Source organism: Erythrobacter sp. JB3-1, assembly GCF_057364995.1.
The window spans coordinates 762,641-788,915 of sequence record NZ_CP200289.1 but is presented as its reverse complement, the minus strand read 5'-3'; the positions used below and the strand labels follow the sequence as shown (position 1 = coordinate 788,915).

Annotated in this window: 22 protein-coding genes; 5 read left to right on the top strand and 17 right to left on the bottom strand. The window is 59.7% G+C overall.

Annotation, left to right across the window (positions count from 1 at the left end):
* Nucleotides 1-8: 8 nt before the first annotated feature.
* Nucleotides 9-3,335 carry an amidohydrolase family protein gene (locus AC0V6M_RS03625; protein WP_486137503.1) on the top strand — a complete coding sequence of 1,109 codons (3,327 nt, stop codon included), beginning with the start codon at nt 9-11 and terminating at the stop codon, nt 3,333-3,335.
* Between the two features lie 3 nt (nt 3,336-3,338).
* On the opposite strand, the gene AC0V6M_RS03620 is transcribed toward AC0V6M_RS03625, so the two are convergent.
* Together AC0V6M_RS03620 and AC0V6M_RS03615 are read right to left on the bottom strand one after the other, a co-directional pair.
* Nucleotides 3,339-4,079: a sigma-70 family RNA polymerase sigma factor gene (locus AC0V6M_RS03620; protein WP_486137502.1), complete on the bottom strand. Its 741-nt coding sequence runs from the start codon at nt 4,077-4,079 to the stop codon at nt 3,339-3,341.
* The gene (locus AC0V6M_RS03615) at nt 4,076-5,002 is read right to left on the bottom strand and encodes an FHIPEP family type III secretion protein (RefSeq protein ID WP_486137501.1); all 927 of its coding nucleotides are present in this window, start codon (nt 5,000-5,002) and stop codon (nt 4,076-4,078) included. The genes AC0V6M_RS03620 and AC0V6M_RS03615 overlap by 4 nt, the downstream gene beginning before the upstream one ends.
* On the opposite strand from AC0V6M_RS03615, the gene fliD reads away from it, so the two are divergent.
* Both fliD and AC0V6M_RS03605 read left to right on the top strand, forming a co-directional pair.
* Nucleotides 4,991-6,112: a flagellar filament capping protein FliD gene (gene fliD, locus AC0V6M_RS03610; RefSeq protein WP_486137500.1), complete on the top strand. Its 1,122-nt coding sequence runs from the start codon at nt 4,991-4,993 to the stop codon at nt 6,110-6,112. The two genes, AC0V6M_RS03615 and fliD, sit on opposite strands and share 12 nt — an antisense overlap.
* A 10-nt stretch (nt 6,113-6,122) precedes the next feature.
* Nucleotides 6,123-6,536 carry a hypothetical protein gene (locus tag AC0V6M_RS03605; RefSeq protein ID WP_486137499.1) on the top strand — a complete coding sequence of 138 codons (414 nt, stop codon included), beginning with the start codon at nt 6,123-6,125 and terminating at the stop codon, nt 6,534-6,536.
* 20 nt (nt 6,537-6,556) lie between these two features.
* On the opposite strand, the gene AC0V6M_RS03600 is transcribed toward AC0V6M_RS03605, so the two are convergent.
* The 15 genes from AC0V6M_RS03600 to AC0V6M_RS03530 all read right to left on the bottom strand — a co-directional run bounded on the left by AC0V6M_RS03600 (nt 6,557) and on the right by AC0V6M_RS03530 (nt 19,255).
* A complete protein-coding gene (locus AC0V6M_RS03600) occupies nt 6,557-7,426 on the bottom strand; it encodes an alpha/beta fold hydrolase (protein WP_486137498.1) in 870 nt (289 codons plus the stop codon).
* 24 nt (nt 7,427-7,450) lie between these two features.
* Nucleotides 7,451-8,659 carry a Na+/H+ antiporter NhaA gene (gene nhaA, locus AC0V6M_RS03595; protein ID WP_486137497.1) on the bottom strand — a complete coding sequence of 403 codons (1,209 nt, stop codon included), beginning with the start codon at nt 8,657-8,659 and terminating at the stop codon, nt 7,451-7,453.
* 121 nt (nt 8,660-8,780) lie between these two features.
* Nucleotides 8,781-9,458 carry a cytochrome b/b6 domain-containing protein gene (locus AC0V6M_RS03590; protein ID WP_486137496.1) on the bottom strand — a complete coding sequence of 226 codons (678 nt, stop codon included), beginning with the start codon at nt 9,456-9,458 and terminating at the stop codon, nt 8,781-8,783.
* Between the two features lie 80 nt (nt 9,459-9,538).
* Entirely contained in the window at nt 9,539-10,045 is a 507-nt protein-coding gene (locus AC0V6M_RS03585; protein WP_486137495.1) for a c-type cytochrome, read from the bottom strand.
* Between the two features lie 349 nt (nt 10,046-10,394).
* On the bottom strand, nt 10,395-11,180 hold the full coding sequence (locus AC0V6M_RS03580) for a hypothetical protein (protein ID WP_486137494.1): 786 nt from the start codon (nt 11,178-11,180) through the stop codon (nt 10,395-10,397).
* A 3-nt stretch (nt 11,181-11,183) separates the two neighbouring features.
* On the bottom strand, nt 11,184-11,522 hold the full coding sequence (locus AC0V6M_RS03575) for a hypothetical protein (RefSeq protein WP_486137493.1): 339 nt from the start codon (nt 11,520-11,522) through the stop codon (nt 11,184-11,186).
* 48 nt (nt 11,523-11,570) lie between these two features.
* Nucleotides 11,571-12,092 carry a LuxR C-terminal-related transcriptional regulator gene (locus tag AC0V6M_RS03570; RefSeq protein ID WP_486137492.1) on the bottom strand — a complete coding sequence of 174 codons (522 nt, stop codon included), beginning with the start codon at nt 12,090-12,092 and terminating at the stop codon, nt 11,571-11,573.
* Between the two features lie 204 nt (nt 12,093-12,296).
* The gene (locus AC0V6M_RS03565) at nt 12,297-13,673 is read right to left on the bottom strand and encodes a transporter family protein (protein ID WP_486137491.1); all 1,377 of its coding nucleotides are present in this window, start codon (nt 13,671-13,673) and stop codon (nt 12,297-12,299) included.
* 49 nt (nt 13,674-13,722) lie between these two features.
* Nucleotides 13,723-14,316, bottom strand: coding sequence for a peptidoglycan-binding domain-containing protein (locus AC0V6M_RS03560; protein WP_486137490.1), 594 nt, complete (start codon nt 14,314-14,316; stop codon nt 13,723-13,725).
* A gap of 28 nt (nt 14,317-14,344) precedes the next feature.
* Nucleotides 14,345-15,196, bottom strand: a complete 852-nt coding sequence (locus AC0V6M_RS03555; RefSeq protein WP_486137489.1) for a hypothetical protein — start codon at nt 15,194-15,196, stop codon at nt 14,345-14,347.
* Nucleotides 15,197-15,223: 27 nt separating this feature from the next.
* On the bottom strand, nt 15,224-15,955 hold the full coding sequence (locus AC0V6M_RS03550; RefSeq protein ID WP_486137488.1) for a C39 family peptidase: 732 nt from the start codon (nt 15,953-15,955) through the stop codon (nt 15,224-15,226).
* 143 nt (nt 15,956-16,098) lie between these two features.
* Nucleotides 16,099-17,136, bottom strand: a complete 1,038-nt coding sequence (locus AC0V6M_RS03545) for a hypothetical protein (RefSeq protein ID WP_486137487.1) — start codon at nt 17,134-17,136, stop codon at nt 16,099-16,101.
* A 23-nt stretch (nt 17,137-17,159) separates the two neighbouring features.
* Nucleotides 17,160-17,771 (bottom strand): hypothetical protein, encoded by a 612-nt coding sequence (locus tag AC0V6M_RS03540; protein ID WP_486137486.1) that lies wholly within the window; start codon nt 17,769-17,771, stop codon nt 17,160-17,162.
* Nucleotides 17,768-18,268 carry a hypothetical protein gene (locus AC0V6M_RS03535; RefSeq protein WP_486137485.1) on the bottom strand — a complete coding sequence of 167 codons (501 nt, stop codon included), beginning with the start codon at nt 18,266-18,268 and terminating at the stop codon, nt 17,768-17,770. The genes AC0V6M_RS03540 and AC0V6M_RS03535 overlap by 4 nt, the downstream gene beginning before the upstream one ends.
* 336 nt (nt 18,269-18,604) lie before the next feature.
* Nucleotides 18,605-19,255, bottom strand: coding sequence for a helix-turn-helix transcriptional regulator (locus tag AC0V6M_RS03530; RefSeq protein WP_486137484.1), 651 nt, complete (start codon nt 19,253-19,255; stop codon nt 18,605-18,607).
* A 576-nt stretch (nt 19,256-19,831) separates the two neighbouring features.
* Here AC0V6M_RS03530 and AC0V6M_RS03525 point away from each other — a divergent pair.
* Complete coding sequence (locus tag AC0V6M_RS03525; protein ID WP_486137483.1) at nt 19,832-21,580, top strand: alpha/beta fold hydrolase; 1,749 nt, start codon at nt 19,832-19,834, stop codon at nt 21,578-21,580.
* Between the two features lie 372 nt (nt 21,581-21,952).
* Nucleotides 21,953-25,966, top strand: a complete 4,014-nt coding sequence (locus AC0V6M_RS03520; protein ID WP_486137482.1) for a beta strand repeat-containing protein — start codon at nt 21,953-21,955, stop codon at nt 25,964-25,966.
* Nucleotides 25,967-26,275 lie beyond the last annotated feature (309 nt).

The window sequence follows — 26,275 nt, the reverse complement described above, 5'->3', positions numbered from 1 at the left end:
ACATATCCATGCGCTGCTTCGCACCGCACTTCACCGCAACCCTTCTCGCCGGTTCTATGCTCGCAATGCCCAGCGCGGCCTTCGCGCAGGATGACGCAGATGAGAAATGGGACGTAGAAGCACCACGCGGAGCCACCATCGAACAAGTGCCAATCGAGACCGATGAGGGCACGTGGATGGATGTCGATGTTTCGCCGGATGGCCGCACCATCGCCTTCACTATGCTCGGCGATATCTACACTCTCCCGATTACCGGCGGGACGCCTAAGCGCATTGCCGAGGGGCTGAGCTGGGAAGTGCATCCGCGCTTCTCGCCCGATGGTACGCGCATCGCTTTCACCTCTGACCGGGGCGGGGGCAACAATATCTGGCTAATGAATGCCGATGGCTCTGACAAGCGCCAGCCGACCAAGGAAAGCTTCCGCCTGCTGAATCAGCCGACCTGGTCACCCGACGGGCGATTTGTCGCCGCGAAAAAGCACTTCACTACACAGCGTTCGCTCGGCACAGGCGAGATTTGGATGTACCACATCTCAGGCGGCGGCGGGGTTCAGGTGGTGAAGCGCGCCAATGAGGCCTTGCAGAAAGAGCTCGGCGAGCCGGTCTTCGCGCCCGATGGCAGCGCGATCTACTACACTCGCAACACCACGCCGGGGAACACTTTCATCTATGCGCAGGACTCCAATGCGGGGATCTTCGCGATTGAGCGGCACGATCTGGAAACAGGCGAAGTAACTACGGCGGTCGATGGCTATGGCGGGGCAGTGCGCCCGGCGCCTTCGCCCGATGGCACAGAGATCGCGTTCGTGCGGCGCGACAAGGACACCTCTCAGCTGTGGGTCAAGGAGATCGCCAGCGGGCGCGAGCGGATGATTTACGACGCGCTTGACCTCGACGTGCAGGAAACCTGGGCGGTGACCGGGGTCTATCCCAATATGGATTGGACGCCTGACAGCCGATCCATCGTGTTCTGGGCAGGCGGTAAGCTAAACCGGGTGAACCGCGATGGGTCGGGCCATGCAGTGATCCCATTCACCATTAGCGATACGCGCGGCATTGCCGATGCGCCGCATCCTGAGATCGAGGTCTCGCCCGATCGTTTTGCTACCAAGATGGCGAAGTTCGGGACACTCTCGCCAGACGGCACGCGCGTGGTGTTTGAAAGCCTCGGGCGGCTCTACACCAAGTCTGCGCAGGGCCGCGATGCTCCACGTCCGCTGACCGGTGGCGGCGATGATGCGGTCGAGGCGTTTCCAGCGTTCAGCCGCGATGGATCGCGGATCGCATTTGTCCGCTGGACCGATGAGGGGCTGGGGCAGATCGTCGTCGCCAATGCTGACGGTTCAGGCGCGCGTGTGATCTCTGGCCAGCCGGGGCACTATGCCAATCTCGCTTTCTCGCCCGATGGCCGGATGGTCGCCTATGAAAAGCGCAGCGGCGGCTATCTCACTGCGCCGGAATTTTCCGAGAACACAGGGATCTATCTGCAGGCAATTAGTGGTGGCGCACCCAAAATGGTCGCGCGTTCGGGTTCGCGCCCGCAATTTGGCGCAGAGAATAGCCGCATTTTCATGATCGGCCGTGATGGCGACAAGCTGGCTTTGATGTCGGCTGATTTTGATGGCGAGAAAAAGCGCACTCATGCAACCGGCACTTTGGTCAATGATTTTCAGGTTGCGCCGGATGGCAAAACCATCGCTTTTCGCCAGAATTACGAAGTGTTCGCCATGCCGGTCATTCCGGGCGGTAAGCCGGTCGATGTGAATGAGACCAAGGGACCGGTTCCTGTCACCAAAGTTTCTAGTGGCGGGGCGGACTACCTCGGCTGGGCGCGCGGGGGAGAGATCCTGTTCTGGTCGATCGGGGCGGAGCTGAAGCAAGCGCAGGTTAGCGACTTCTTCCGCAACGCGCCGAAGGGGGATGATGACGCGGATGGCTATGAAGAGCCCGACAGCGGCATTTCGATGGCTGTCTCGGTTACCGCCCAAAAACCTAGCGGCACTGTCGTAATCACTGGCGCGAAATTACTGACCATGGCTGTCGGGCTCGATGCCGGGGACGCAGGCATGATCGAAGACGGCGTGATCGTGATTGAAGGCGACCGGATCGCGGCAATTGGCGCGGCGGGTGATGTCACCATCCCCAGCGGCGCCACAATGGTCGACGCCAGCGGCAAGGTGGTGATGCCCGGCTTTGTCGACGCGCACCATCATGGGCCGCATGGCACGGGCGATCTTGTGCCGCAGCAGAACTGGAGCCTGGTGCAAGACTTGGCGCTGGGCACCACGACGACGCACAACCCCTCGAGCAATTCCAGCCTGATCTTTGCTTCAGCAGAGCGGCAGATGGCGGGCACTTTGCTCGCCCCGCGCATCTTCTCTACCGGCGAGATCATTTACGGCGCGAAGGCTCCGAGCGTGTATGCGCGGATCGACTCTTTCGAAGATGCGCTCGCGCATGTCCGCCGGATCAAAGCGCAGGGCGGCATTTCGGTAAAGAACTACAACCAGCCCCGACGCGACCAGCGTCAGATGGTGGCGCGCGCGGCGGCCGAGGAGAATATGCTCAACGTCGCTGAAGGCGGATCGCTGTTCGGGATGGATATGAACCTGATCGCGGATGGCAATTCTACGATCGAGCATAATGTGCCGGGCGATGTGTTTTACGAGGACGTGCTGCAATTCTTCGGCCAGTCGAATTCGAATTACACCCCGACGCTCAATGTGACTTATGGCGGGCTTGCCGGTGATCCGTATTGGCGGCAGGCGACCGATGTGTTCGATCATCCGCTGATGATCCACACCCCGCCCAAGGTCCTGCTCGCGGCCACGGCTCGGCGCACGAAAGCGCCCGAGTGGGCGTTTGTTGACGACAATGCGGCGCGCGAGGCGAAGAAGATTGCCGATCGCGGCGTAAAGGTCTCTATCGGCGCGCACGGGCAACAGCCTGGCATCGGCGCTCACTGGGAAATTTGGACCTTTGCACGCGGTGGCATGAGCCCAGTTGAAGCGCTCAAAACCGCGACAATCTGGCCTGCGGAATCGCTCGGCATGCAAAAGGACGTGGGCAGTCTCGAAATCGGTAAGCTCGCAGATTTGCTCGTGCTCACCGCCGATCCAACCGCCAATATTCGCGACACCGACAAAATCGAAAGCGTGATGATCGGCGGGCGGATGTACGACACCGCGACCATGCAGGAAGTCGCAACCGGCACTGGCGGACGCCGCGCCTATTGGTGGGAAAGCGGCCAAGGCGGCAATGCGGGCGGATCAGAGGCGGCAACCCATGCGGGCGGCGGTCACAACCACGGCGATGGTGACGGGGGCAGCCAGTAAGGCCTATTCGGCCTCGATCAGGGCGCGCAAATCCTTCAGAGCCTTGGCTCTGAGTTGGTGCACGCGCGGGACGCTGACCTCCAAAACCTCGGCGATCTCGGTGAGGTTCATTTCCTCAACGAAGAACAATTGCAGCACCAGTTTCAGGCGGTCTGGGAGTTCAGTGATCGCCCGGATCAATTGCTCACGGTCTTCCATCTCCGACAGGACTTCGAATGGGTCGGGATCATCGCTGGCAAAGGCGGTGCTGGTCTCGTCATATTCCTCTGAGATTGAGGTGACTGTGATGCCGGACGCCTCAATTTCGAGCAATTCGGCGTCGGATATTTTCAGGCGATCTCCGATTTCTGCGCGGCTGGGTTCGCGTCCCAGCTCTGCGCGCAATTCGCTCAGCGCAGCTTCGTAATGGACACGCTTCTTTCGCGCCGTGCGGCTGTCATTCATCAGCTTGCGGATCTGATCGAGCATGGCTCCGCGCACACGGATTTTCGCATAGGCGGCAAAGCCATCTTCAGTCGGGCCGGAATGGCGCATGGAGCATTCGGTCAGCGCGATGACGCCGACCTGCATCAGATCTTCAACCTCTAGCCCCTCGCGGCCCATTCCATAGACATGCCAAGCGGTGCTGCGGACGAGCGGCATGAAGCGGCGAACGCGGTCGTCTATCTCTGCCCGGTTTGAAGCGCCATAGCCCGCCGCCCCGCTGGGCGCGGTTCTCGCAAAGCTGCTGGGGTCGTGTTTCATGCGGCCATTGCTCCTGGCTCGTCTTGGGCGGCCCTCGCCGCTGTTTCATCTGGTAACGCGGCGGCGGACTCAGCCTCTCCACCAATCACGCCAACCACCTCAACCGGCTGGGTCGCGGGCAATTCATTGATCGACAGGACCAGACAGCGCGGAACCCGCTGGCTGAGCAGAGTGGCAATCGAACGACGCACAGGCGGCTGAACGATCAGCGCGATTGGCTCGCCCTCTGCTTCCAATATCTGGGTCAGGGTTTCAGCGATCATGCTACCACATTCCGGCTCGATCAGCGGCTGGCCCGTCGCCGGATCTGGCACACTGCCGAGGATCGCGGCCTCAAGGTTTGCATCCAGAGTGGCTACTCTTAACCGCGCGCCGGGCTCACAAATGCGCGCGATCAGTTTCGCGCCCATATCGACGCGCACGGCATCCACCAGCAGGTCAAATTCCTGAGTGCGTTGCAGGGCGAGAGCGAGGCTGGTGAGGACCGCCTGCGGATGGCCCAGACCAATGCCATCGGCGATCAAGGCGCGGAAAATGCGGGTGATCGCGGCCAGTGACAAAGGCTCTGGATGGACGGTTTCGACCAGGCTGGGTGAGCTCTCTTTGAGCGCATCGAGCAGCTCGCGCACTTCCTCTGGTCCGAGGAGTTCGTGCGCCTGCGCGAGCAGCGCTTGATTGGTGTGGGTGGCGATGACTGTGCTTGGGTCGACCGTCAGGAAGCCTTCCGCAATCGCATGGTCACGCTCGCGCGGCTCAATCCAAATTGCCGGGCAATCAAAGCTGGGGTCGCGCGTCGCCTCGCCGGTTAGGCCGTGGCCTTGGCGAACATCGCCTGCGTCAATCGCGAGCAATCGGTCGGGGCGAACTCTGCCGCGAGCGAGGCTGACCCCGCCCAGCAGCACTTCGTAGTCTTGAGCGCCCATTTCGAGCTCGCGCAGGAGCAATTGCTCACGTCGGGCGCCTTTGCCAGCGGCGAAGACAGCGTCGGAGAGGGCACCCTGCGGTTCCGCTTCGGCACTATTGATGGCGCGAGTTTCACCGAAGACACGTCGAACACGCCGCTCGAAATAGCGGTCGAGGCGAGCGACACATTGGAGAGCTTGGCCGGTAAGATCACCAGCGCCAGCGGAGGCGTGCTCACCGCCTATGTCGCCGAAGGCACCAATGGCGCGCAATTGGTGATCAAGGGCGAAGAAGGCGCGGCCAATGGCTTTGTGATTGAGGGCGAGAGCAGCGCAGCTTCACCGACTGCCACGCCCGGCGATTTGAGTTACCTTTCGTGGAATCCAGCCACTGACAGCGGCGAGCTGCGCCAGTCTTCGCGCGATGCGCTTTTCTCGCTCGATACTGTCGAGATCAGCAGCGCCAGCAACACCGTGACTGGCCTGCCAGAGAACATGACGCTGGAGCTGACCGCGACCAATGTCGGCGAGCCCACTACCATCAGTTTCTCGAACAACACCTCGGCGATCACCGGCGTGATGGGTGATTTCGTATCCGCTCTTAATGAACTGGCCCAGCAATTAAACGAGAGCGCCAATGCGTTCAGCGGCGAGCTGGGCGCGGACCCCGGCGCGCGTGAGCTGAGGCGTGATTTGGGCCGTTTGAGCAGCGAGATCGTGATGCCAACGGCGCTCGAGGGCGAGCCGCGAACGCTCGGCGACATTGGCCTCTCGCTCAACCGCGATGGCACATTCCGTTTGGATACGGAGCGTTTGAACGAAACCTTGGCGGCCTCGCCAGAGGCAGCGGCGGCAATGTTCACCACTGGTCCATTTGGTCTGTTTGCGACCATGGACAATCTAACCCGCGCCAACACGACCAGCGGCGATCCGGGTTCACTTGGCGGGTCGGTGGCTCGATATCAAAGCCAGATTGAAAACAATGAAGATCGCCTGATCAAAATTGCCGAGCAGCAAGAGCGTCTGCGCGAACGTCTCTCTAGCAATCTCTTGGCCGCTGAACGCAGCGTCACCGCATCACAGTCGACACTGGACTTCCTGCAGGCGCAGGCTGACCTCAACCGCAATTAGGAAATAGGATATGAGGCCATTTTCTCAAAATCCCGCTGCGGCGTATCGCAAGGTCGACCTTGATGCCCGGATTGAAGCATCCGGCGGCGATGACCTCACGAGGATTTGTCTGGAGGAGGCGGTGACAGCTTTGCGCCAGGCGGAACTTGCCTGCGCTGTAGGCGGGTCAGCCGCACGCGATCCTTTGTCCCGCGCGCATGGGATCACCTTGTGGCTGTGCCGCGGGGTCGCTTCTGACAATCCATTGCGTGAAGCACTGGTGCAATTCTACGGCGGGCTAGCTGCGCAGATCCGGCGCAATTTGGCCCGGCCGATACTGGACGAAATCGTGGCCGTGCGCGGAGATCTTAACGATCTCTTGGAAGCGGCACGATCGGTTGGTGTGCCGGGCCACGTCAACGGGAGCGTCCCCGAGGCGGCATAACCACGATGCGCTGGCGGGAGCTAGTCGAGCAGCGCCTCGGCGATAATCCGCGCGGCATCCTCTGGGTCTTCCAGCGGGTGAAAATGCGTGCGGTCCGGCCTATGCATGTCGGTCGCATTGGGCATCGCTGATGCCAGCCCCGGCCAGGTCGGCGAGGATTTGAAGTCGCTGAGCCCGGTCTGCTTTGCCCGCACGATCAGCACTGGGATGGTCACCTTGGTAGTGGCCGCATGAATGCCGCTATTGCTGCGGCTGCTGGCATAGACACCCGCCTCCACCTCTGGCGAGCATGCCAGCTCCATTCCGTCGCCATTCTCAGCAGGCACCAGCCCATATTGGCAATAATCGGCGAACACACGGCGGTCGAACAGGCTGTAAGGCTCGCGGTCCTCAAACCGCTCCATCATCGCCTCAGCCGAGGCAAAATCGCGCTTGCGCCGCACCGCGGGATGAGGGTTCTCGGCAGTGAACAGGTCTTGTCCCAGCTCATAGAACTCAGGCGGCAGCACGGTTGGATCAAACAGAATGTGCTGCTTGAAGAGATGCAGATGGTCATGCGCCGCCTGCAATAAGGCGTGCGCGCCCATCGAATGCCCAATGCCGACCACCTGGCTCAGGCCAAGATGGGCGAGCATGACCGCGATATCATCGGCGATTTCAGCCCAATTGGCGATCGGACCGCCTTCAGACCGCCCATGCCCTCGCAGGTCAAAAGAGATGATCCTGCGTTTCGGAAAGCGTTCAATGATCGGATCAAACACCCGGCCATGGAAGCCCGTTGCATGCGCAAAGACAAGCGGTGATCCGTGAGCCTTATGGGTGCCGTCCCATTCCCAGTAGGCGAGCCGGCGGCCCCCAATTTCGATTGTCTTCAGCGCGGGTTCTCTCATGCCCTGTGCTGTAAGGCCCTCAAATCAGGACGCAACACTTGCTGCTTCTGCCGGAGCCTGGGCAGGCTCTTTGGGCAGGGAAATCTTCAGCAAGAAGAAGCCTGCCAGAGCCGACACCAGCGACCCCGACAGCACGCCTAGCTTGACCGCATCAACCTGTGCCGGGTCTGCAAAGGCTAGGTTGCCGATGAACAGGCTCATGGTGAAGCCGATGGCTGCGAGCAGAGACAGTCCGTGGATCTGGCGCCAGTTCACGCCCTCAGGCAGCTTGGCGATGCCTGCCTTTACCGCGACAAAAGCGAAGCCGAAGATGCCGATCTGCTTGCCGATCAATAGGCCGAGCGCGATGCCGAGCGGCAGCGGCGCCGCAAGATCGGCTGGTGAAATGCCGGTCAGGCCGACGCCAGCATTGGCAAAGCCGAAGATCGGAATGATCATGAACGCAACCCATGGGTGCAAGGCATGCTCCATCCGCAGCAGCGGCTCTGAGCCGTCCCGCGCCGTGAGCGGAACGGTCATCGCAGCGGCGACACCTGCCAATGTTGCGTGTACACCGGATTTCAGCACAAAGACCCACATCACAATGGTCAGCAGCACGTACGGAATGCTGGACCCAATCCGCATGCGGTTGACCGCTATCAGGGCGGCAAAAGCGGCCGCTGCACCGATCAACATATCGGTGTCGAGCGTGCCCGAATAGAACAGGGCGATAATCGCAATCGCGCCAATATCATCGATCACCGCAATCGCGAGCAGCAGAGCTTTCAGGGCCACAGGAACCCGAGGGCCAAGCAGCGACAAGATACCGAGCGCAAAGGCAATGTCCGTTGCCGCTGGGATCGCCCAGCCAGCTTGGTTTGCCGGTGTACCGGAATTGATCGAGAGGAAGATCAGCGCTGGGATCGCCATGCCGCCAATCGCCGCAACGAGCGGGAGCGAGGCCTTGTCCCAGCCGGACAGCTGGCCTTGGATAACCTCCCGCTTCACTTCCAATCCAATGAGGAAGAAGAACACCGCCATGAGGCCATCATTGATCCACAAGATCAGAGCCTTATCGATGGAGAAACTACCAACAGCAACGGTTACCTGCGTGCCCAAGCCATCGAAATATGCGGCGGCAAAAGGCGAGTTTGCGGCCAGCAGAGCCAATGCCGCCGCCGCAATCAGGACTATGCCGCCTGCGCTTTCCTGCTTGAGGAAGTCGCGTAGGGCTTCGCTCACTTTGTTAATCACGTGTCAGTTCCTCGGGTCAAAATGTGTATTTCGTTTCTGATCCAACGCTTGACGGTGCCGCTGTTTCCCGAAAATCAGAGCGAATACGTCTTATTTAGCTGAAGGTACTGAGATTGCCGGGTTATCCGCCAAGCCAACGCGCGGCTATGCCGGTGCCGATTGCCGCCGAGATGCCTCCGGCCAAACCCAGGCAAACGAGCGCTCTAAGTGTTGATCCGCCGCTATTGCCTGCCACTGGCCTGTCAAACTTGCGTGAGCCCGTGATCATCGGGCCGATGAGATTGCGCTTGCCGAGGAACTGGTATCCAAACACCGCGACCAAGTGCAGTGCGATCAAGGCGACGAGCACCCAGAAGCCGGTCTCGTGCCAGTCGGTGAGCCAGTCCGCGGTCATCACGCCCACCAGTGAGTTGAGCGGTCCGGTTGCGCCATCATAGGGGTCTCCAGCGAACAGACCCATGCTGGCCTGAGCGAGTATAACGAGCAGCAAGGCGGCAACGCTCCACCCGCCCGACGGGCTGTGACCGATCGCCAAAGGGCTGCGTTTGTGACGGCCTATGAGGTCTTGCAGGCCTGCGATCGGTGAGCGGAGAAAGCTGGCAAAACGTGCCGTCTCGCTGCCGACGAGGCCCCACAAAATGCGGAACAGTACGAGCGCGAGAAGCACAAGGCCAAGGCGCATGTGCCAGCCCATCTCGCCATTCTCTGCGGTCCACCACATAGCGGGGACGAGCAGGACAAAGCCCCAATGCGAGAGCCGCACCGGCCAATCCCAAATCGGTGTTTTCTTCGGCAACATGGATCACTCCTGAGCCGGTTCGAGAGATGCTCTTGCCGCGCGCAGCACGCTGACCGCGCGGCTTAGCCAGAGCGCCTCAATCAATCCTTGTCGAGGCGGAAGTTGTCGTGGCAGGCTTTGCACGACCCGCCCATGTTCTTCACGCCCTCACCCACAGCGGCCATATCGCCTGTGCTGGCGGCGGCTGCCAAAGCGGCGCTGGTGTCGACCAGCTTTTGCGCAGCGGATGCGAACTCTTCGGGTTTCTCCCAAATGCTTTCCAACGCTTCGGTGTCTGCGCCGGAATCCACACCGGTCCCCTCGGGGAAGTGGTTCGGGATCTCTTGAGCATTGGTATTGATCGTGTTGGCGTTTGCTTCGATCAAGCTGAAGTCAGGCGCATCGGCTTCGAGCTGGCCGCGGATCGCCTTGAACGCGTCGCCGATTTCCTCAAAGTTGTTCTGCCGTACCTCGATGATGGAGGCGTCTTCACTGGCGACTTCTACCGCCTCGGGCGCTGCTGTATCGTCAGCGGTTTCGCCGCAGGCTGCCATTGCGCCGATCATTGCGAAGGCCAAAACAGGGCGGGAAAGACGGTAGGACAACATAGAGCGGCTCCTTTTGCGAGGGTATGATGGCAAGGCCTCTATCACGTTTGTGGCTGAAATGCCTCGATAACTTTGCAAGAGCTTTGTGAAGGGCATGTTCTGCTTGGAACACCTATGCGATTTGCAAAAGTGTGACTTTTGAGTTTTTTCGCTTAATAATAGAGGCTTAAGGCCCTTCCGGCTGTAGGATGTGTGACTTTTGCTGGCTTGGTGTTCCAAGCCCAGAAACCAGCCATCAAAATGGCGCTTTGCGAAGATCGGCATGGTGGCTGAAATATCAAAGTGCAGACACGTAGGAAAATCTGCGATGCCTAAGCCGCGCCTTGCAAACGCGTAAGCCAGTCTGGCTTCAGGCGGCGGCGGATTGCGGCATGGGTACGCCGAATTTCCATTTTTCGCGGAATGCCTTGGTGTCGGCTACGTACCGCGCCGTTTCGCGTTGATGCAGCCATATTCCGCCAGCAATTGCCGCGATGCCCATGGCTGACAAAGCGGTCACTGTGCCGACGGCAATTTCCGGGGTTTCCGGTATCGTCAAAGCGCTGACGCAGTAACAAATCACTAGCACTCCGCAACACGCAACAGGCGCTCCAATCCAGCTTCGTGAATATGCGACCCTGTGCTCCTCAATATATTGCTTGGATGGGGCTCGCCACAATTCTCGCCACAACTCAAAATCAGCCCAGGGCAGGTCCTCGCCTGATTTCTTGAGCCTGCGTTGATGGAAAAATGTGCCCATGATCAAGAGCAACAAAACGAGCGCGGTAGGGACAGCTTTCATTGTGACGTAGGCCAATGCAATGACTTCATCTTCGACTTGTCTCGCAAAGTGGGCTGAAAGGCTGATCAATTGTAGGCCAGCGGCAAACAATGGCCAAATCCTTCTTGCATTTAACGCGATCGCTCCGAACCCTACAAACAGGATCGAGTCGCCGAGCAATGCTACTGGGTCCACTTCCCAGAACCTACTTGAGACAGAGCTATAGGCGATGCTCTGGATGAATATCATCCAAACCATGAAAGAGGCGCCGGATTTCTCCGGCGCCCCGCCTCGCCAAAATGACAACACGGCAGCCAAAGCTAGCATACTGAAAAACAGTACAACGCTCGGCTCGTTGAAATCTGGCAATGCCAAGTTTTATCTCGCGATCTTCAATACCGGAGCAGGCTGCGTTTCAGAGGCCCGATCAGGACACCGCCAATGGCCATCTGCTTGTTCTTGGATGAGCTTATCCATGGCTGAGTGTGCCAAGGCAAGGCTCTTGCGTGCTTCGGCGACACTGCGCATCGCGTCAGTAAGATGACTGATCGGGCGCTGGCCGTCAATGACATCAACATCCATCTCGATCCGGGCTTTGGTCGCCAGGCTGAGCAGTTCGCCGATCTGGCCCAGATTGGTGTCGGTATCGGCTGCGAGCAGATGATTGAGTTCGCTGATTTGGTTGGCGAGCTCGAAATCTCGTGCTGTCATTTTCATAATATTCTCCATGCGCACCATCGTGCATTAAGGGGGTTGCAGGCATGGTTAGAGAATATTGCCTATTGTGACGCTGATTGCGGTTACAACCAGGGCTGTTGCGGCGACAGCGAAGGCGATCATGAAAATCACCAGCAACCGCCACCAGGGGCCGTATTTTCCATCCAATACCTCAAGGCGCGATGGCGGAAAATCGAGCGACGAATAGTCATCAGCGGCCAAATCGGGCTGCGCTGGTCGATTGTCTTGAACCGCGTCTTGACCACGTAATTGGTCAAGTACCGGCTCGGGATCGAGATGGGAAAATCCATATGTGGTTTGGCCGCATATGGCGCGCAGGCGCACATATTCGCGGATGGTCGCTGCGCGGTCATTGGTTTGGAGCTTTGCCTTCACATATTGGAAGCGTTGCTCAATGGTGCTCGGTGATAGGCCGAGTTTGCGGGCGATTTCTTTGTTCGGCAAATGGGCCGCGGCATGCTCCATCACCTCTGTCTGACGGTCAGTCAAACTGGCGAGCAAGTCGGCTGCGTGTTGCCGTTCGATTGTCAGGGGGTCTGGATTTTTCACGTACCGTGGTTAACGGAATCGCTCGATTCGGGCAAAATCACATTGCCAGAAATTCGTCCAGATTTGATCAGATATGACTGTGCAGCGGCGATAATTGCCAGTTTTCAAGTGGATGAGCCGTCCCCGGCTTTTCCGCTAAAATGGTCATTTTTACGTAGTTCGATGCTAAGACATTGGCGTCCTCCGGCTCGTGCTGCGCTGGATTCAGAAGCGATATGGCAGCCGCAGGCCGACCACCATATCTGGGCTGTCATCAGTCAGACCAATGCCGACAGTCGAAACCAGCGAGAGCTGCTGTCCTAAAGAGAACGTAGCGCCCAAATTGACCAGCCCAACATTGGCTTGGCTACCGACGATGCGTTGCCAGTCCTGGCCATCCAATCGGACACGCGATCGGGCCACGACGCGCTGCGAATAAGACATCGAAATGCTTGAGCGGTCATTGAGCGCAAAGGCCAATCCTGCGCCCAGCTGAACTGCATCGCCAACATCGACCCGGCCAGGCTGCGGGCCAGGGCCTTCGTCAATATCGCCAAAATTGCGTTCAAAATTGTGGAAGTAATTGACGCTGCCGAACACAACCAGCGGATCAAGCGATTTGAGCACCGAAACGCCAAGCGAGGCGCCATAGACGCCGCTGCCCGTGGCGAGCTTTTCTGGCACTTGCAAATTGCCTTCGCTGCCGACGACTTCGACAAAATCAATCCCGAACGGTTCTTGCCCGGTCGGCACTTTGAGCCGGCCGCTCAGCACGACATTCGGGCGGCGCAATGTTTCGGAGAGCAATTGATAGCTCGCCCCAACGCTCATATCGCCGAGCCCGCCATCGCTCACGGTGGCCTCCACCGGCGTGTTGGCCGCGCCGCCTGCCCCGCCGCTGCGGAAGGTTGAGGTGCGATAGAGGAAGGGCGCGCTGGCATCGAGGAACAGCTTGTCACTGACGCCGTAGCGCAACGTCGCCTCACTGGTAAAAATGTCTGCGTCCACTTCATCAATGCTGATCGTGCCGAGGAAGATTGCATCCAGAGCCAGGAAGCCATCGAGATTGATCCGGGCATCGCTAAAGCGGGAATAGCTGACCGCAAGATCCGCGCCCCACCGACTGGTCTGGAGGCCCTGTTGTTCCTGCACGATGTCTTCAACAGCGGCGGAGGCATCAGGCGCTTTCTGGACGCTCTCCTCCTCTGGCTGATCGCTCAGTCCGGGATCTTGGGCCGCGTCTTCTGCCTGCTGGATCTGCACCAGCGTCGCTTCGCCTTCGCGGGTCAGTGCTGGATAGGCGCCGCGGAAATTATCCAGCGATGGATTGAGCGTCATCGGCCGGGCTTGGGCGGGTACGGCGCGGCCTCTGATGGTCAGCGCTTCGTCCGGTGAAATAGGCTCCGCCTCGATGCGCAGCAGCCGGGCTTCTAATGCGTGCAAGCGGGCATTGGCGCGTGCCTCTCGCTGTTCCATCTCGGCAACTTGCGCGCGCAATTGCTCAACCTCAGTCTCAAGGTCCTGTGCCGATGCCGAAAATGGCAGTGTGAGCGCGGCTGCGCTGCTCGCGATCAAGGCGGCTCGTATATATGTGCGGTCCATGACTTTCGTCCCCTTACCTGACGACCCGTCTGGTTAAGCTCATCCGTGGTTACGGATTGAGCAGCGTCCAAAGCGTGGCCGGATCGGGCACGCCGGTTTCAAAAAGATCACTCTGTTTCTGGAATGCGAGCAGCGCGTCGCGCATTTGCGGCGAGTAGCTGCCGTTTTCCTCGCCCTCATACAGCCCGCGCGAACGCAAGGCCGCCTGAGTGCGGCGCAGGATGGTTTTGTAAACAAAGGCGCGGTTTTCGCCCGCGCCGACCTCAACCATTGGCGAATAATCGGCAACGCGCACTGGGCGCAGGGCCGAGACCATTTTCTGCGCGACACCGACGATTGTGTCCTCAGGATTGTCGGTGCAGTGTTTCTCCAGGATCAGGTCAAATGCCGCCGCATTGTGCCACGGTGACAGATCAAAGGTGTTGGGCTCATAGCGGTTGGCCGCGCTGAGATAGCCCTCGACAAAGCCGATGAGGCGCTGGAATTCTGCTGAGCCTTTGTCGCTGCGCGCATCGGTGAAAGCGGCGCAGTTCAAGCGGCCCGGTCCTTCAACGGCGAATTGCCCGCTGGCGTTTTCGGCCTGGGCCGGGGCGGATGCCGCAAATACAGCCGCTGCTAGCGTGATGAGAGATAGATTTTTCATGGCCTTACCACCTTTGAAAATTGCTGCGTTAAAAACCGTGGCCGCGCATCACGGACAGGGCCTCTGTCGCGCGCACGGCGTTGAATTCAGTCGATCCTATGTCCGTCCCGATGATGATCGCAGCGGTGTTGCCGACCAGATTGCCATCGCTGTTAATCGTGGTTTGCTGCAGCATCCGGCCAAGATCACCGCCGACGCTTTGCAGCGCGCTGTCGCTGCCGCCATTGCCTGACAGAGCGAGCGCGAGCTCATTGGTGCCGACGCGGAATTCCAGCGTGTCGCCGTCCGCAAAGGACGTGCCGGTGGTCTCGGTGATCGGGGTGAGACCATCGGTGTTGAGCGCTGCGATGTCTGAAGACGGGACCAGAGCGATCTGCATGCCATTGATCGCGGAATTGTCTGCGCCTGCGATAATGTTCGCTTGCGCTGCGCCTTGCGTGCTGCCGAGCTCACCTACGGGTAGCACTTCCTGCGCTGTGATGACCGGGGTGTAGCCGGAATGGCTATCGGTCACATCCATCTCCGGATCGCCCTCACGCGTCCAACCCACCAGCAATTGCGGAGACGGATCGCCGCCGCTGCCATTGTCCAGAAAGCTGACGTTGAACATCAGCCGCGCGGTCGTGGTGATGCCGCTTTCATCCTGCCAGCCGGTCACCATGGAAATGCCAAAGAACGACACTTCGCCTGGCCGGATGAACTTGCCGCGCACCTCGCCAAGCTCCTCATCATCCACCGGCGCGCCAAGATCGCTGAGCACGGCAAAGTGGTCTTTCGCTGCCGCCGGAACAGAGCCCGCGGCGTATACGAGGGAGACGGAGAGCACCGCTGCTGTGACACTCGATTTTAGAGCCGTTTGTCTGGTTGTTGGCGTGCGCATGGCATCCTCCTTGGGGGCCGTAGGGGGTTAAAAATCATATCCGGGAGAGAAGCCGTATTCGGCGGCTTCGGTGGCGGGCAGGCTGGCGGTTGTCATAAGCAGACGCCGCGCAGACAAAGGTGAGGGCGGGTCGACCAGAACGCTGTCCGGGTCATAGCCTTCGCCCACGACGACAAACGCGATGCCGTTCCAGGCGCTTTCGAATTTGTCGCGGGTCATGGTGCGATTGCCGAGGGCCGGGTCACCGATTGCGATCCTGTCTCCGAAGACCTTGCGAGCGATGACGAAATGTTTGTAGCCGCGCACATCAATCAGGACGATGGCGGGAAATTCTAGGCTGGCGAGCTGATCATAGCTGATCCGATAGCCTTCTGCGCTCATCCCGAGAGATGTCGCATAGGTCTTCATATCGAGCAGCGAGAAACCCTTTTGCCGCACAAGGTCAGGATCCGCGATCTTGAGCATGTTGACCAGCACCTGCCGCTCGGTCGTGTCGTAGCCATAGGCATAGTTGAAAATCGTCGCGAGCACCGCGGCGCCGCAGCTAAAGTCGGCCTCTTGCCGCACAAGATGATCGAATTTCTGCGCTTTCCGGCTGCGCGGCTGCGCGCTGATCACTGGGGAACCCGGGGAGATCTGGCCGAGCCAGACCGGGGTCTTTCCAGCCGGAGCGGTGCTGCAGGCGGAGAGTATCGCCGCGCACACGCCAACCAACGCTAGGCAGCGTATTTTTGACCGGAAGAGTGAATTCTGAGACATTATAAACCTGCTCCATGCTTCGGGCAGAGGGCTCCCCTCGCTTTTGCGAGCGGGGGACCTTCCCCACGCCGTTTGCGCGGCTGGGGAAGGTGGGGGAGGGGAGAAGGTAAGGTCTCCTCTCCCCCGCCCGCGCGGGCAATTGATCAGCTGCCGTCGCCAGGAGCGCCGCCGCCGCCGGCGTCACCGCCGCCTTGCGATGCTGCGATCGTCAGCGAGTTGGTTTGCTGGTTGCCGACACCAGCGGCGAAGTTCACGCCGATGTTGCCTGAGGCACCGCTGATATCGAGACCAGAGATCGAGTTGATGCTGTCTTGCTGTTCAACCCGGCTGAGCAGAGCGGTTTGAACCAGACCAGCATTGGCCTCTGCCAGATCGGCATCGTTTGCGGTGGCCAGCGTCATCAGGTTGGATTGCTGATTGAGGCTGCCTGCCGCCACGTTGACGCCGATATTGCCTGATCCCGTGATCGTCGCACCAAGAATGGTGTTGCGATCGCGGAAGTTGTTGCGGCCGCCGCCTGCTTCGGGATCATCCTCGTCGAGGAAGTCTTCAGAGGCGAATTGTGCCACACCGATCAGCGATTGCAGTCCGGTTGTGGACGCTTCCGCCCAGCCGCCTGATGCTTCAGGATCGCTGTTTGCCGACACAGAAATCGACGCGCTGTTCATTTGCTGGTTGAAATAACCAGCCACCAGGTTGACCCCGATGTTACCCGAGGAATCGACGTTGAATTCATCAACAGTGTTGATGATCGGTGCGAAGAAACCAGCGCGAATTTGTGGCTGCAAATCACCATCGAAGAAATCTCCGATCAGATCGCCTGGCTCACTATAGCCGGGCCCATAGACAGCGTCGACAAAGCCGTTTTCGCCGTTGAGCTCGTTTTCCTCGCGGTAGTTTACCACTACACCGGTGAGGAATTGCTTCGCATCAGTGACCGCAACAGCCGAGCTGTCGACGTCGATGGTTCCCCGGAGACGAACGGCACCGCGAAGGGCGACGTCTTTCTCATAGGTGACATCGGTGGTCACGCTGGTGTCGATGTTGTTCGCATAGCGAAGATCAACTTCAAGGCTGGATTCGCCGTCTTGGCCTCCAACTTCGCCGCCGTCTTGTGCCATGGCGGGGGCAGTTACGGCCAAAGCCGAAACCGCCACCGTAGCTAGCATTACCTTTTTCATAGTCCTTACTCCATTGCTTCGGTTCAAGGTTTGCCCCCGGCCGAGATGTTCAGCGCGAAGGTGTTGGCAGAGGAATTCCTCTCGCCTCCGACAACATTCACCTGCACAAGCCCGCTGTTCCCAGCGAATGCGGCGTCATCGATGTCGATGCGATCATTGCTGGTCGTGAGGGCTTGGGCTGGTGAACCCGCCGGATCCGTGGGAGCGCTCGACTGGGCGAGCATCTGGTCAGAGACCACTCCATTGTTTCCTAAAGCCAGTGCCGCCAAATTGGCTGACTGGTTATGTGTTCCGGCGGTGAGATTGAGGCTCACCATGCCGGTGTTGTTTGACAGCGCGCCTGCGCCAATCGCGATCGAGGTGGCGCGGTCAGCGCCGTCGGGCGCGTCCATCAATTGCTCGGCGCTGTGGCCGGTGATCGCGACGTCACCCATGGCCACGATGGCGCTGCCCAATTGTTGGTTGCCATCGCCAGCGGCAATATTCACCGCCACGCGTCCGCTATTGTCGCTGAACGTTTCTGCTGCGATCTCGATGCTGTCTTGCTCTGTCTCGGCCTCTTGCGCCGATAGCGGCGCCGCCAGAACGGGCAGCAGCAACGCAGCGCTGCTAAGAAGATGGTGCGCGGTTTTCATTGTCCGCTCCCCGCTGCGCGAGAGATGACGCTGAGCGCAGATGGCAGCACGCTGAGGCCGCTCCTGACAATGCCGCCAGTGGAACTCGCGCCGCTTTCAGAGCGGGTGAATTCGCCAGAGCTTTGCGGCCCTGTGATAGGGGTTAGCCCGATGCTGACCGCTTGGTTCGCCACATTCAGGGTGCGGGAGAGTGGGGCTGTGACACCAGCTTGGTCAGCATCGGACATCGGCTCTAGGCCGATAAGCATTGTTTCGAGGATCAGTTTGGATTGATCAGGCGCAACCGTGCTGGCCTGATCTTGGGAAATACGCCGGGTCGCCGTGCCATATGGCACATCGCGAGAGTAGACGATCTCGCCAGGGTGCTGATCTTTGTTGGAAGGAAACTCGCCTTCCTGCCCAGCGGCAGGGACGGCTGTGATCGCCAGAAGGCTGGCACCAGCTGCTAGAATATTAGCGCGGGCGGCAAAGCTTGGCAGTGTTTGTAGAATATACATGTCGCCTATCCCTGTTCAATACAGTGGTTCATCAAGGCATACGCGGCATGTTTGCCGTCAAACCAAGACGAAGGAGCGATTGCTCCAGGCGACCCGTTCATCGAATATGATTGAGGGTATAAGCCGATTCGTTTTCGGCCGCATCACACAGGTTTAGTAGTCAAATGTGACTATGGAAATTTGTAAAAAGACGACACGTTTCAATATATTACTGTATGATTTCGGAAAAATAACCGCCGTGTACTTTGGGGGTCAGTTTTTAGTCATACCGAAATGTCGGGCATGGAGAACCGCCATGGCCCATGCGATTGATGCGGCCTGTGGCGGACCCTGCTCCTAGATTTGGTACGGCGCGAGTGTCTGCCACAACTCTTCGCGCGAGCTTACGCCCAGCTTGTCATAGCAATGACGCAGGTGCGCACGCACGGTGTGGACCGAGATATTCAGCTCTTCGCTGATCTTTGACGGGCCGTGACCGCCCAGCAGCAGCTCGACCACATGGGCCTCGCTCGGGGTCAGGCCAAATGCCTTGGTCAAATCGACCAGCTCAGCACCTTGGCCGGGGCTGGCGATATGCAGGCTGAGCAAAATGGTGTCTTGGCAAAGCCCGGTTGCGGACAGCAAAACATGGCCGCCCACAGTGCTGCATGGGACAATCGCGCTATCGACCGCGCCTGTTTCCAGCTTCAGCATACGGTCCAGCGGTTCCTTGGCGTCGGTCCTATTGGCGACCAGCTGGCGGTCTCTGATGGAATAGCAGCACAGCTCCGCGATGCGGGACTTGGCCCGTTCACCAATGGCGAGTATCGCGCCGGTCCGGTCGAGCATAATATGGGTGCGTTTGTTCAGCCGCTCTTGGGCAGAAAGGATCGCATCGGTGCCGTGCATGGCTGCGCCAATCGGCGGGAAGGTGGCTGGCGGCGTAAGGACGCGGCTGAGCGTGTGCCCGCCGTCAATTAGCGCCTGCGTGTCAATTTGCTTCATCATCTGGCATTGCCCCTCTGCGGCCGGCAGCAGCCGACCTCACGCGCACCTTACCTCACGCATTGTCTTCCAAAAATTCCCCATGCAGCCAGAATTGCAACATGCCTTACCGCATACCGAAACCTGACCCGATGGTTTTGTTTTTATCTAATTGCCCTGCCTTAAAGGTTCAGGGATTGTAGCTTGCTTGCGCCCAAAGCTACGTGCGCTGATGCGAAATCAAAGCACTCACAAAGATTGCGCCCGTTTTGAATTGCAGTCAACGCAACTCACCTTGCATTTATGGCTGTTCATCTCAGAATTCCGGGCCTGAGCGGCCTTTTCTGGTTAACAACAATGTTAATAGGCAGCAGCGATTTTTCCGAGAATCATGGCTGGTTTTGGGCTGGATTGGCGGGTTGTCTCCAATCTGGGGCGGCGCGAAAACGGCCTCTGATTGACGCGGGCGCAGATGGCTGAGCGATCGCGCAATTTTGCTCACTAGAAAATCGCCGTTCGCGCGCGCTTCGCGCTTGTATTTACACGGCGGCGTTATACTCTCGCCGTATGAGGGTCAAAGCCAGTAATCACAAAGACTTGTTGGCGGAGCTCGACATTGCTCTGGTCTCTGCTTTTTACCGCGCTGCGGGCGAGCCGGATGCGCTCGACAATCTGGTCGCCACACTAGAGCGCCGCTACAACTCACAAAGCCCTGTGCTCGGCGAGAGCCTGCGCGATGCCGTGGTCCGGGAGCTCGATACAATCGAGACCATCGTCGAAGGGCAATCGAGCAGCCTGTCGCGCGACCCGCTGGAACGTGCGGTCGAGGAAGTGCCGACCGCGGCAATCGTGATCGATCCGTTTGGCAAGGTCATTCTCACCAATGAATATGGCGCAGAATTGTTCGGCGCCCGGCCCGGTCAAAGCTTCGATTTTGAGATGATTGACCCGGCCTATCGCACCCAGTTTCGCGATTTCACCGCCAGCGCTCGTTTGCGCGGCAATGGCCGGCGCATCATCTTGCGGCTCGACAGCCTGGGGGACACCGAAGACGGCAATGCACCGGGTCCGCTGCAATTGGCCGAGGCGATCATTGTCGAAACCACCAATCGCGATCATGGCTGCATCGCCCTGCGTATGCTCGATATCCCGTGGACGGGCACGGTCGATTTGCAATTGCAGGAAGCCTTTGGGCTTACTCGGGCCGAGTGCGAAATCTCCCGCCAGTTTTACGAGCTGCGTGATACCGGCGCTGTGGCCAATCACCGCGGCACCACATTGGCGACGGTGCAAACGCAGCTGAAGTCAGTCTTTGGCAAGACACAATCGGCCAGTCAGGCGCAATTGCTCCAGATCCTCTCATTGCTGTGCGCCCGCGCCGCGATCGACAGCAAGTCTCGGCTGGCCAGTTGGTCCAATCCGATTGGGCGAGAAGCCACATTCACGCGCAGTGATGGCCGGGAGATCGCCTACGGCTGGCAGGGCGCGCAGGACGGCAAGCCGGTTCTGTTTATCCATGGGCATACTCTAGGCCACATCTTCCCACCGGAGGCAGAGCGATTGTTTCGCGATGCTGGTCTGAAGGTGCTGATCCCCTCGCGCCCCGGATTTGGTCATAGCGAATATGATCCCGAGCTCAGCACTGCGGATGACAGCGCTTTTGCGATCACCGAGTTTTGCGAGCATCTGGGGCTGAAACAAGTGCCCGCTATCACTGCGAGCAGTGGTCTGGTTTCCCTAAGCCTGGCGGTGGAGCAGCGCCCTGATCTGATCAGCTCGCTGACCAGCCTGGGATACATTTGGTTTGCGCATCTGCCACTGGAACCCAGTATGCGCCACTACCAACGAATGGTGTTTCGGGTGTCCCACCGCGCCCCGCGCCTGTTCAAGGCGTTCAGCCGCATCGCCTATCGCAATATGCAAAGCGTGGGGGTGGATTGGTACATCGACAAGCTAATGGGCGAGGACGGCGTTGACCGGGCATTCTTCCGCAGCGGCAAGAACGCTGGCCTGATCCGCGCGGCCTCGCACCATCTGCTGGTGCAAGGGCCGGAGGTCTACACCCGGGAGCTCACCATTTCGCGCGATCCGATCCTGCGCTGGCTTGAGCAGGGGCATTGTCCGGCTTTGTTTCTGGTGCCGGATCAAGACCGCGTGCACCCGTTTGAAGATTTCAAACGCGGTCTGAGCTTTGGCAACGCGGCGCAATTTGCTGAGCTGCCCGATTGCGGGGAGATGTATTTCTACAAACGTGCAGAGGACATCGCCCAGCGCGTGATCCAGCATATTGAGGCCAGCTGCCCTGGCTACATTTCCGCCCCTGTGCCGGCCCACGCAGCCGCCGACTAGGGCAGCCACCAAGGTTCAAAAAACTACGGGAAAATACGCGCATACACCATCTGGTGTATGACAGCGCCCGCCGCGCGCTCCAATTGGCATCCCCACAAAACAAGGTCGTGATCCATCACATTGTTCAGGGGAAATACCGATGAAAAAGACTGTATTGTTCGCCAGCACCGCGATGCTGGCTGTTGTAGGTTCCATGGCCGTCGCGCCGAGTGAAACTAGAGCTGAGAGTGCAGAATCAGACTCTGCAATCAATGCTACCAGTTCGAATTCTGCCGTAGGCGAAGATGCACAGCCGGGCGCCGTGACAGGCCCCCCACCGAAGGTCAGCCAGAAGGGGCAGGTGTGGCGTGTCAAACGCGGGACCTCACGACAGTGGCGTTCAGCACACTGGAATGTGGTATCGGATCAAGCACCGGCTCGGCAAATGCCGCAACTGCCGTCGGATCGGATTCGCAGGCGACGGCTTTTGGCGCATCCGCGTTCGGGCGGTCTGCGCAGGCTACGGGCACGGAGTCGGTGGCTGTCGGCTATTTTGCCGGGGCCAGTGGCGTGAATTCAGTTGCTGTTGGGGCGGAATCTGACGCCGATGGTGATGGCTCAATCGCAGTTGGTGCCGCCAGTCTGGGCAACGGAGTTCAAGCGATTGCAATTGGCGAGGCAACTCAAGCCAACGGGATCAGCGCCATCGCAATTGGCGGCAATGCCGGTGATGCGAACGCGAGCGGTGCGATTTCCGTAGGCGAATACGCTCTGGCTCTTGGCGCGGATTCGCTTTCGAGCGGCAACCGGTCTGCGGCGATTGGACATTCTGCTTACGCGTTAGGTGTTTCGGCCCTCGCAGTGGGCGACGACGCTGAAGCAACCGCCAATTTCGCGACTGCGGTGGGAAATGGTGCTGTCGCGTCTGATGACAACGGGTCAGCATTCGGTCGTGCATCGGAAGCGAGCGCAGCAGGTGCAACGGCGCTTGGGGCAACTGCCCGTGCAAACGAACTTTTCGCCACCGCGGTCGGCACAGGCGCGCTTGCCTCGGCCGCAAATTCCACTGCTTTGGGCCGGTTCTCACGCTCTTCCGGCAGTCAGGCGATTGCTATCGGACCAAATACGATTGCCAGCGGAGCCGCAGCAATCGCGTTGGGGGGCAATGGCGCAGATTCCAACACCGATGGCGCACAAGCCACGGGCGGGAACTCGATTGCGATTGGCACAGATGCAAACGCTGCCGATGATGAAGGCGTTGCAATTGGTGCTTCTAGCATTTCCGAAAACGGTTCGGTCGCCCTTGGGGCAGGCGCTCAGGCGTCGGGGGCAGCGCCAGGCGGTTCCGTAGGATCAATCGTATCTTCAACCGCAGTTGGTAAAGGAGCGATCGCGAGCGGCGGCGATCCGCTTACCGGGGAAGGTTCAAGCGCTTTCGGCTTTGGCGCAACGGCGACGAGTCCAGGGTCGACGGCAATCGGTGAAGACACACTAGCCTCAGGTCGCAATGCGTCGGCTGTGGGAGTTAACACTCTGGCTTCAGGCGAGGCGTCAATCGCGATTGGCGGCAACGACTTCACTCTCGGATCATCTGGTGCGGAGGCGACCGGCAGCAATGCAATTGCAATTGGTGCCGATAGTGAGGCGTCCAGTTCTGGAACCGTGGCTGTCGGAAACAGCGCTTTGGCCGACACTGACTTTGCCTTCGCTGCAGGGTTCAATGCAAGCGCCTTGAGCATCAGCGCCACGGCGCTTGGCGCAGGTTCAGAAGCGCTAGGCGTTCGCAGTACAGCGGTAGGGGCCGGCTCCGAGGCCCGAGCACAGGAATCGACTGCGCTCGGCAATGCTGCCACGGCCATAGGCGTCAGCGCCGTTGCGATCGGCGATGCAGCGATTGCTGAAACCGATCAATCGCTGGCATTCGGAAACGGGGCGCGAGCGGAAGGGCTCGCCGCAATCGTAATCGGTGGGGCGTCCATTGGTGAAGGCGAGAATTCCATAGCAATTGGCGGCGATGCCGGCGACGGTGACAATATTGGCGCACGCGCAACACGGTTTGGTGCTGTCGCATTAGGAGCTGACGCGGTTGCCGGCACCAATGACGGGATTGCAATCGGTCGCGAGGCTGAGGCTGTCCAAGGGCTGGGCAGCGGCAATATCGCAATCGGCGTTCAGTCGGATGCCACGGGCCTTGGGGCGACCGCAATCGGACTGGATGCCCTTGCATCCGGCAATTCGGTTGTCGCAGTGGGGCGAAACTCTGAGGCATCGGGTAACCAAGCAAGCGCTTTCGGTGATCAAGCGGTCGCAAGCGGAGCAAATACGACGGCACTGGGAAGGAGCAGCAACGCATTGGCTGATGCTTCCGTGGCTCTTGGAACGAATTCAGTCGCAGACGAAGCCAACACCGTCTCGGTGGGCAGCAGCACTCTGCAACGCCGGATTACCAACGTCGCTGACGCCGTCGATGACAGCGATGCTGTGACGCTGGCTCAGCTCAACTCGGCGATTACCGGGGTTGGAGGCGGCTCACTCTCGCTTATCGCCGTGAACGAGGATCAAGCAGGCGCTGCCGCATCGGCCACTGGTGTGGGCGCCATCGCCATCGGCGGGGACAGCGATGATGCCGGTACAGTGGCCGCGCGCGCGATGGGCGAAGGCTCTGTGGCGCTAGGCCGTGATGCCAGCACGGGCATGAACGCCAGCGGCGGTGTGGCGATTGGCGATGCTGCCAATGCTGGAACCACCCGTACGATTGCGATTGGTCAAACCGCGAGTGCCACTGGCACCTCCGCGATCTCGATTGGCTCAGGCGCAAGCGCGGCGAATGGCAATGCCATGGCCCTTGGCGTGAACTCGGTGGCGGGGGGCAGCGGCTCTATCGCGCTTGGAAGAACCAGCTCGGCCCAAGGCATCGAAGCGATCGCCATTGGTGCTCAGGCCGAAGCTGATGGTCAAGGTGCAACCTCGGTCGGCGAAAACAGCGAGGCAATTGGGGTATTCGCAACCTCGCTGGGCGCGTTTGCTATGGCCAGTGCTGATGATGCGACCGCGCTCGGCAAGTTCGCGCAAGCCAGCGCAACTGGAGCAGTCGCGCTGGGCGGTGATGGTGATGACCTGAACAATGAAGGCGCGCGAGCGACTCAGGTGGATTCGACCGCTCTGGGCGCCGACGCGCTGGCGGGGCACCAGAATTCGGTCGCGCTTGGAGCGGGTTCTACCACCAACGGTATTGACGTGGTGTCGGTTGGCAATACCGGGCTTAAGCGCCGGATCACCAATTTGGCGGCCGGTGTGGATGATAATGACGCCGTGACAGTGGCCCAGTTGACCTCTGCAATCGCCGGCGGTGCTGGACCAGACCAAATCGCCCGCGACGCAGCCGCTGCTGCGCAGTTGACGGCTGATACGAACACAGCGAGCATTGCCACAAACACCAGCGACATCGCTGCGCTGCAATCATCGGCGTCTGCCAATGCCGCTGAATTGGCCTATGTGGCGGTGAACTCGACCGGGGCAGCTGCATCGGCGAGCGGGGTCGATGCAGTTGCGCTGGGCGGCGGGGCGAATGCCCAGCAAGACAACGGCATTGCAATTGGTTCAGGCGCGAGTGCGACGCGGGTGAGCGCTTTGGCTGTGGGTGCAGGCGCTTTGGCTGAATCGGCTCGGGCAACCGCGCTTGGCGAGGATGCTGTGGCCCGCGGTGATGATGCCTTTGCATTGGGGAACAGAACCTTTGCTCGCGGTGCGAATGCAACCGCGATTGGCGGCTCGGCCCGTGCAACGATTGCCGGCGCGACAGCGATTGGCGCTGGCGCACGCGGGCAGGCCGCGAATGCTCTGGCGCTGGGTAACGGCGCGCTGGTCAATCAAGAAGGCTCGACCGCGATTGGGGCTGGGGCGACCACAACAGCGGCCAATCAAGTAACGCTGGGCGGGACAGGTTCATCGGTGCGGATTGGAGACATTGATGCGAGCACGGCGGCTCAGGTTGGCCCTGTTGATGCGGTGACAGTGGATGCCAATGGCACTTTGGGCCGTCAGAGCGTGGCCACCGCCGCTTCGGTCGACAATGTGCGGGTGGCGCTAAATGCCGTTGCCCAAGTCTCCACCGCGCAGTTCGATGCGCTGTCAGGGCGGGTCAACACTCTGTTCGATCTCACCAACACCATCGACCGTGACGCGCAGCGCGGCATTGCCTCGATCGGGGCCCAAGCAGCGCCGCATTTCCCCAGCGAAGCGGGCAAGACCAGCTACGCCTCCAACGTCGCAACCTACCGCGGCGAGGTCGGCTTCTCCGCTGGCCTGATGCACCGGTTCGAGGGGGACTTCGCCATCACCGCGGGCGTTACCTACGCAGGCGGCAATTCCACCAGCGTGCGCGCAGGCATCGCGGGCGAGTTTTGAGGCTGGCTTTGAATCGAGATGAGAGCGGGCACGAAACAGTGTCCGCTCTCGCTTCCGCAAATGAGCATCCAAATGCCAAACCGCTTGCGCGAGCTGGCACGGTGCAGCGCATTGAGAGCAGGCGTGCACAACGGCGCCGAGCGACCTAATTGCTGGGCGGTGGACAGCCTTAGTTGGAAATTGGGACTGTTTGGTGCGGTCGAGATGCACAGAGAAGAGATAAAAGTATCTGATAAATAGAATTTAAAAGTCTATTCTGAATTTTAAACCACCTATAAAACCACCCAGAAACTGAACGAGGCTCAGAGA

What these genes read in the sequence shown, in the direction of transcription:
- AC0V6M_RS03625 (WP_486137503.1), top strand. Translation starts at nt 9, where the DNA reads ATGCGCTGCTTCGCACCGCACTTCACCGCAACCCTTCTCGCCGGTTCT.
- AC0V6M_RS03620 (WP_486137502.1), bottom strand. Translation starts at nt 4,079, where the DNA reads ATGAAACACGACCCCAGCAGCTTTGCGAGAACCGCGCCCAGCGGGGCG.
- AC0V6M_RS03615 (WP_486137501.1), bottom strand. Translation starts at nt 5,002, where the DNA reads ATGGGCGCTCAAGACTACGAAGTGCTGCTGGGCGGGGTCAGCCTCGCT.
- AC0V6M_RS03605 (WP_486137499.1), top strand. Translation starts at nt 6,123, where the DNA reads ATGAGGCCATTTTCTCAAAATCCCGCTGCGGCGTATCGCAAGGTCGAC.
- AC0V6M_RS03600 (WP_486137498.1), bottom strand. Translation starts at nt 7,426, where the DNA reads ATGAGAGAACCCGCGCTGAAGACAATCGAAATTGGGGGCCGCCGGCTC.
- AC0V6M_RS03590 (WP_486137496.1), bottom strand. Translation starts at nt 9,458, where the DNA reads ATGTTGCCGAAGAAAACACCGATTTGGGATTGGCCGGTGCGGCTCTCG.
- AC0V6M_RS03585 (WP_486137495.1), bottom strand. Translation starts at nt 10,045, where the DNA reads ATGTTGTCCTACCGTCTTTCCCGCCCTGTTTTGGCCTTCGCAATGATC.
- AC0V6M_RS03575 (WP_486137493.1), bottom strand. Translation starts at nt 11,522, where the DNA reads ATGAAAATGACAGCACGAGATTTCGAGCTCGCCAACCAAATCAGCGAA.
- AC0V6M_RS03565 (WP_486137491.1), bottom strand. Translation starts at nt 13,673, where the DNA reads ATGGACCGCACATATATACGAGCCGCCTTGATCGCGAGCAGCGCAGCC.
- AC0V6M_RS03560 (WP_486137490.1), bottom strand. Translation starts at nt 14,316, where the DNA reads ATGAAAAATCTATCTCTCATCACGCTAGCAGCGGCTGTATTTGCGGCA.
- AC0V6M_RS03555 (WP_486137489.1), bottom strand. Translation starts at nt 15,196, where the DNA reads ATGCGCACGCCAACAACCAGACAAACGGCTCTAAAATCGAGTGTCACA.
- AC0V6M_RS03550 (WP_486137488.1), bottom strand. Translation starts at nt 15,955, where the DNA reads ATGTCTCAGAATTCACTCTTCCGGTCAAAAATACGCTGCCTAGCGTTG.
- AC0V6M_RS03545 (WP_486137487.1), bottom strand. Translation starts at nt 17,136, where the DNA reads ATGAAAAAGGTAATGCTAGCTACGGTGGCGGTTTCGGCTTTGGCCGTA.
- AC0V6M_RS03540 (WP_486137486.1), bottom strand. Translation starts at nt 17,771, where the DNA reads ATGAAAACCGCGCACCATCTTCTTAGCAGCGCTGCGTTGCTGCTGCCC.
- AC0V6M_RS03535 (WP_486137485.1), bottom strand. Translation starts at nt 18,268, where the DNA reads ATGTATATTCTACAAACACTGCCAAGCTTTGCCGCCCGCGCTAATATT.
- AC0V6M_RS03530 (WP_486137484.1), bottom strand. Translation starts at nt 19,255, where the DNA reads ATGATGAAGCAAATTGACACGCAGGCGCTAATTGACGGCGGGCACACG.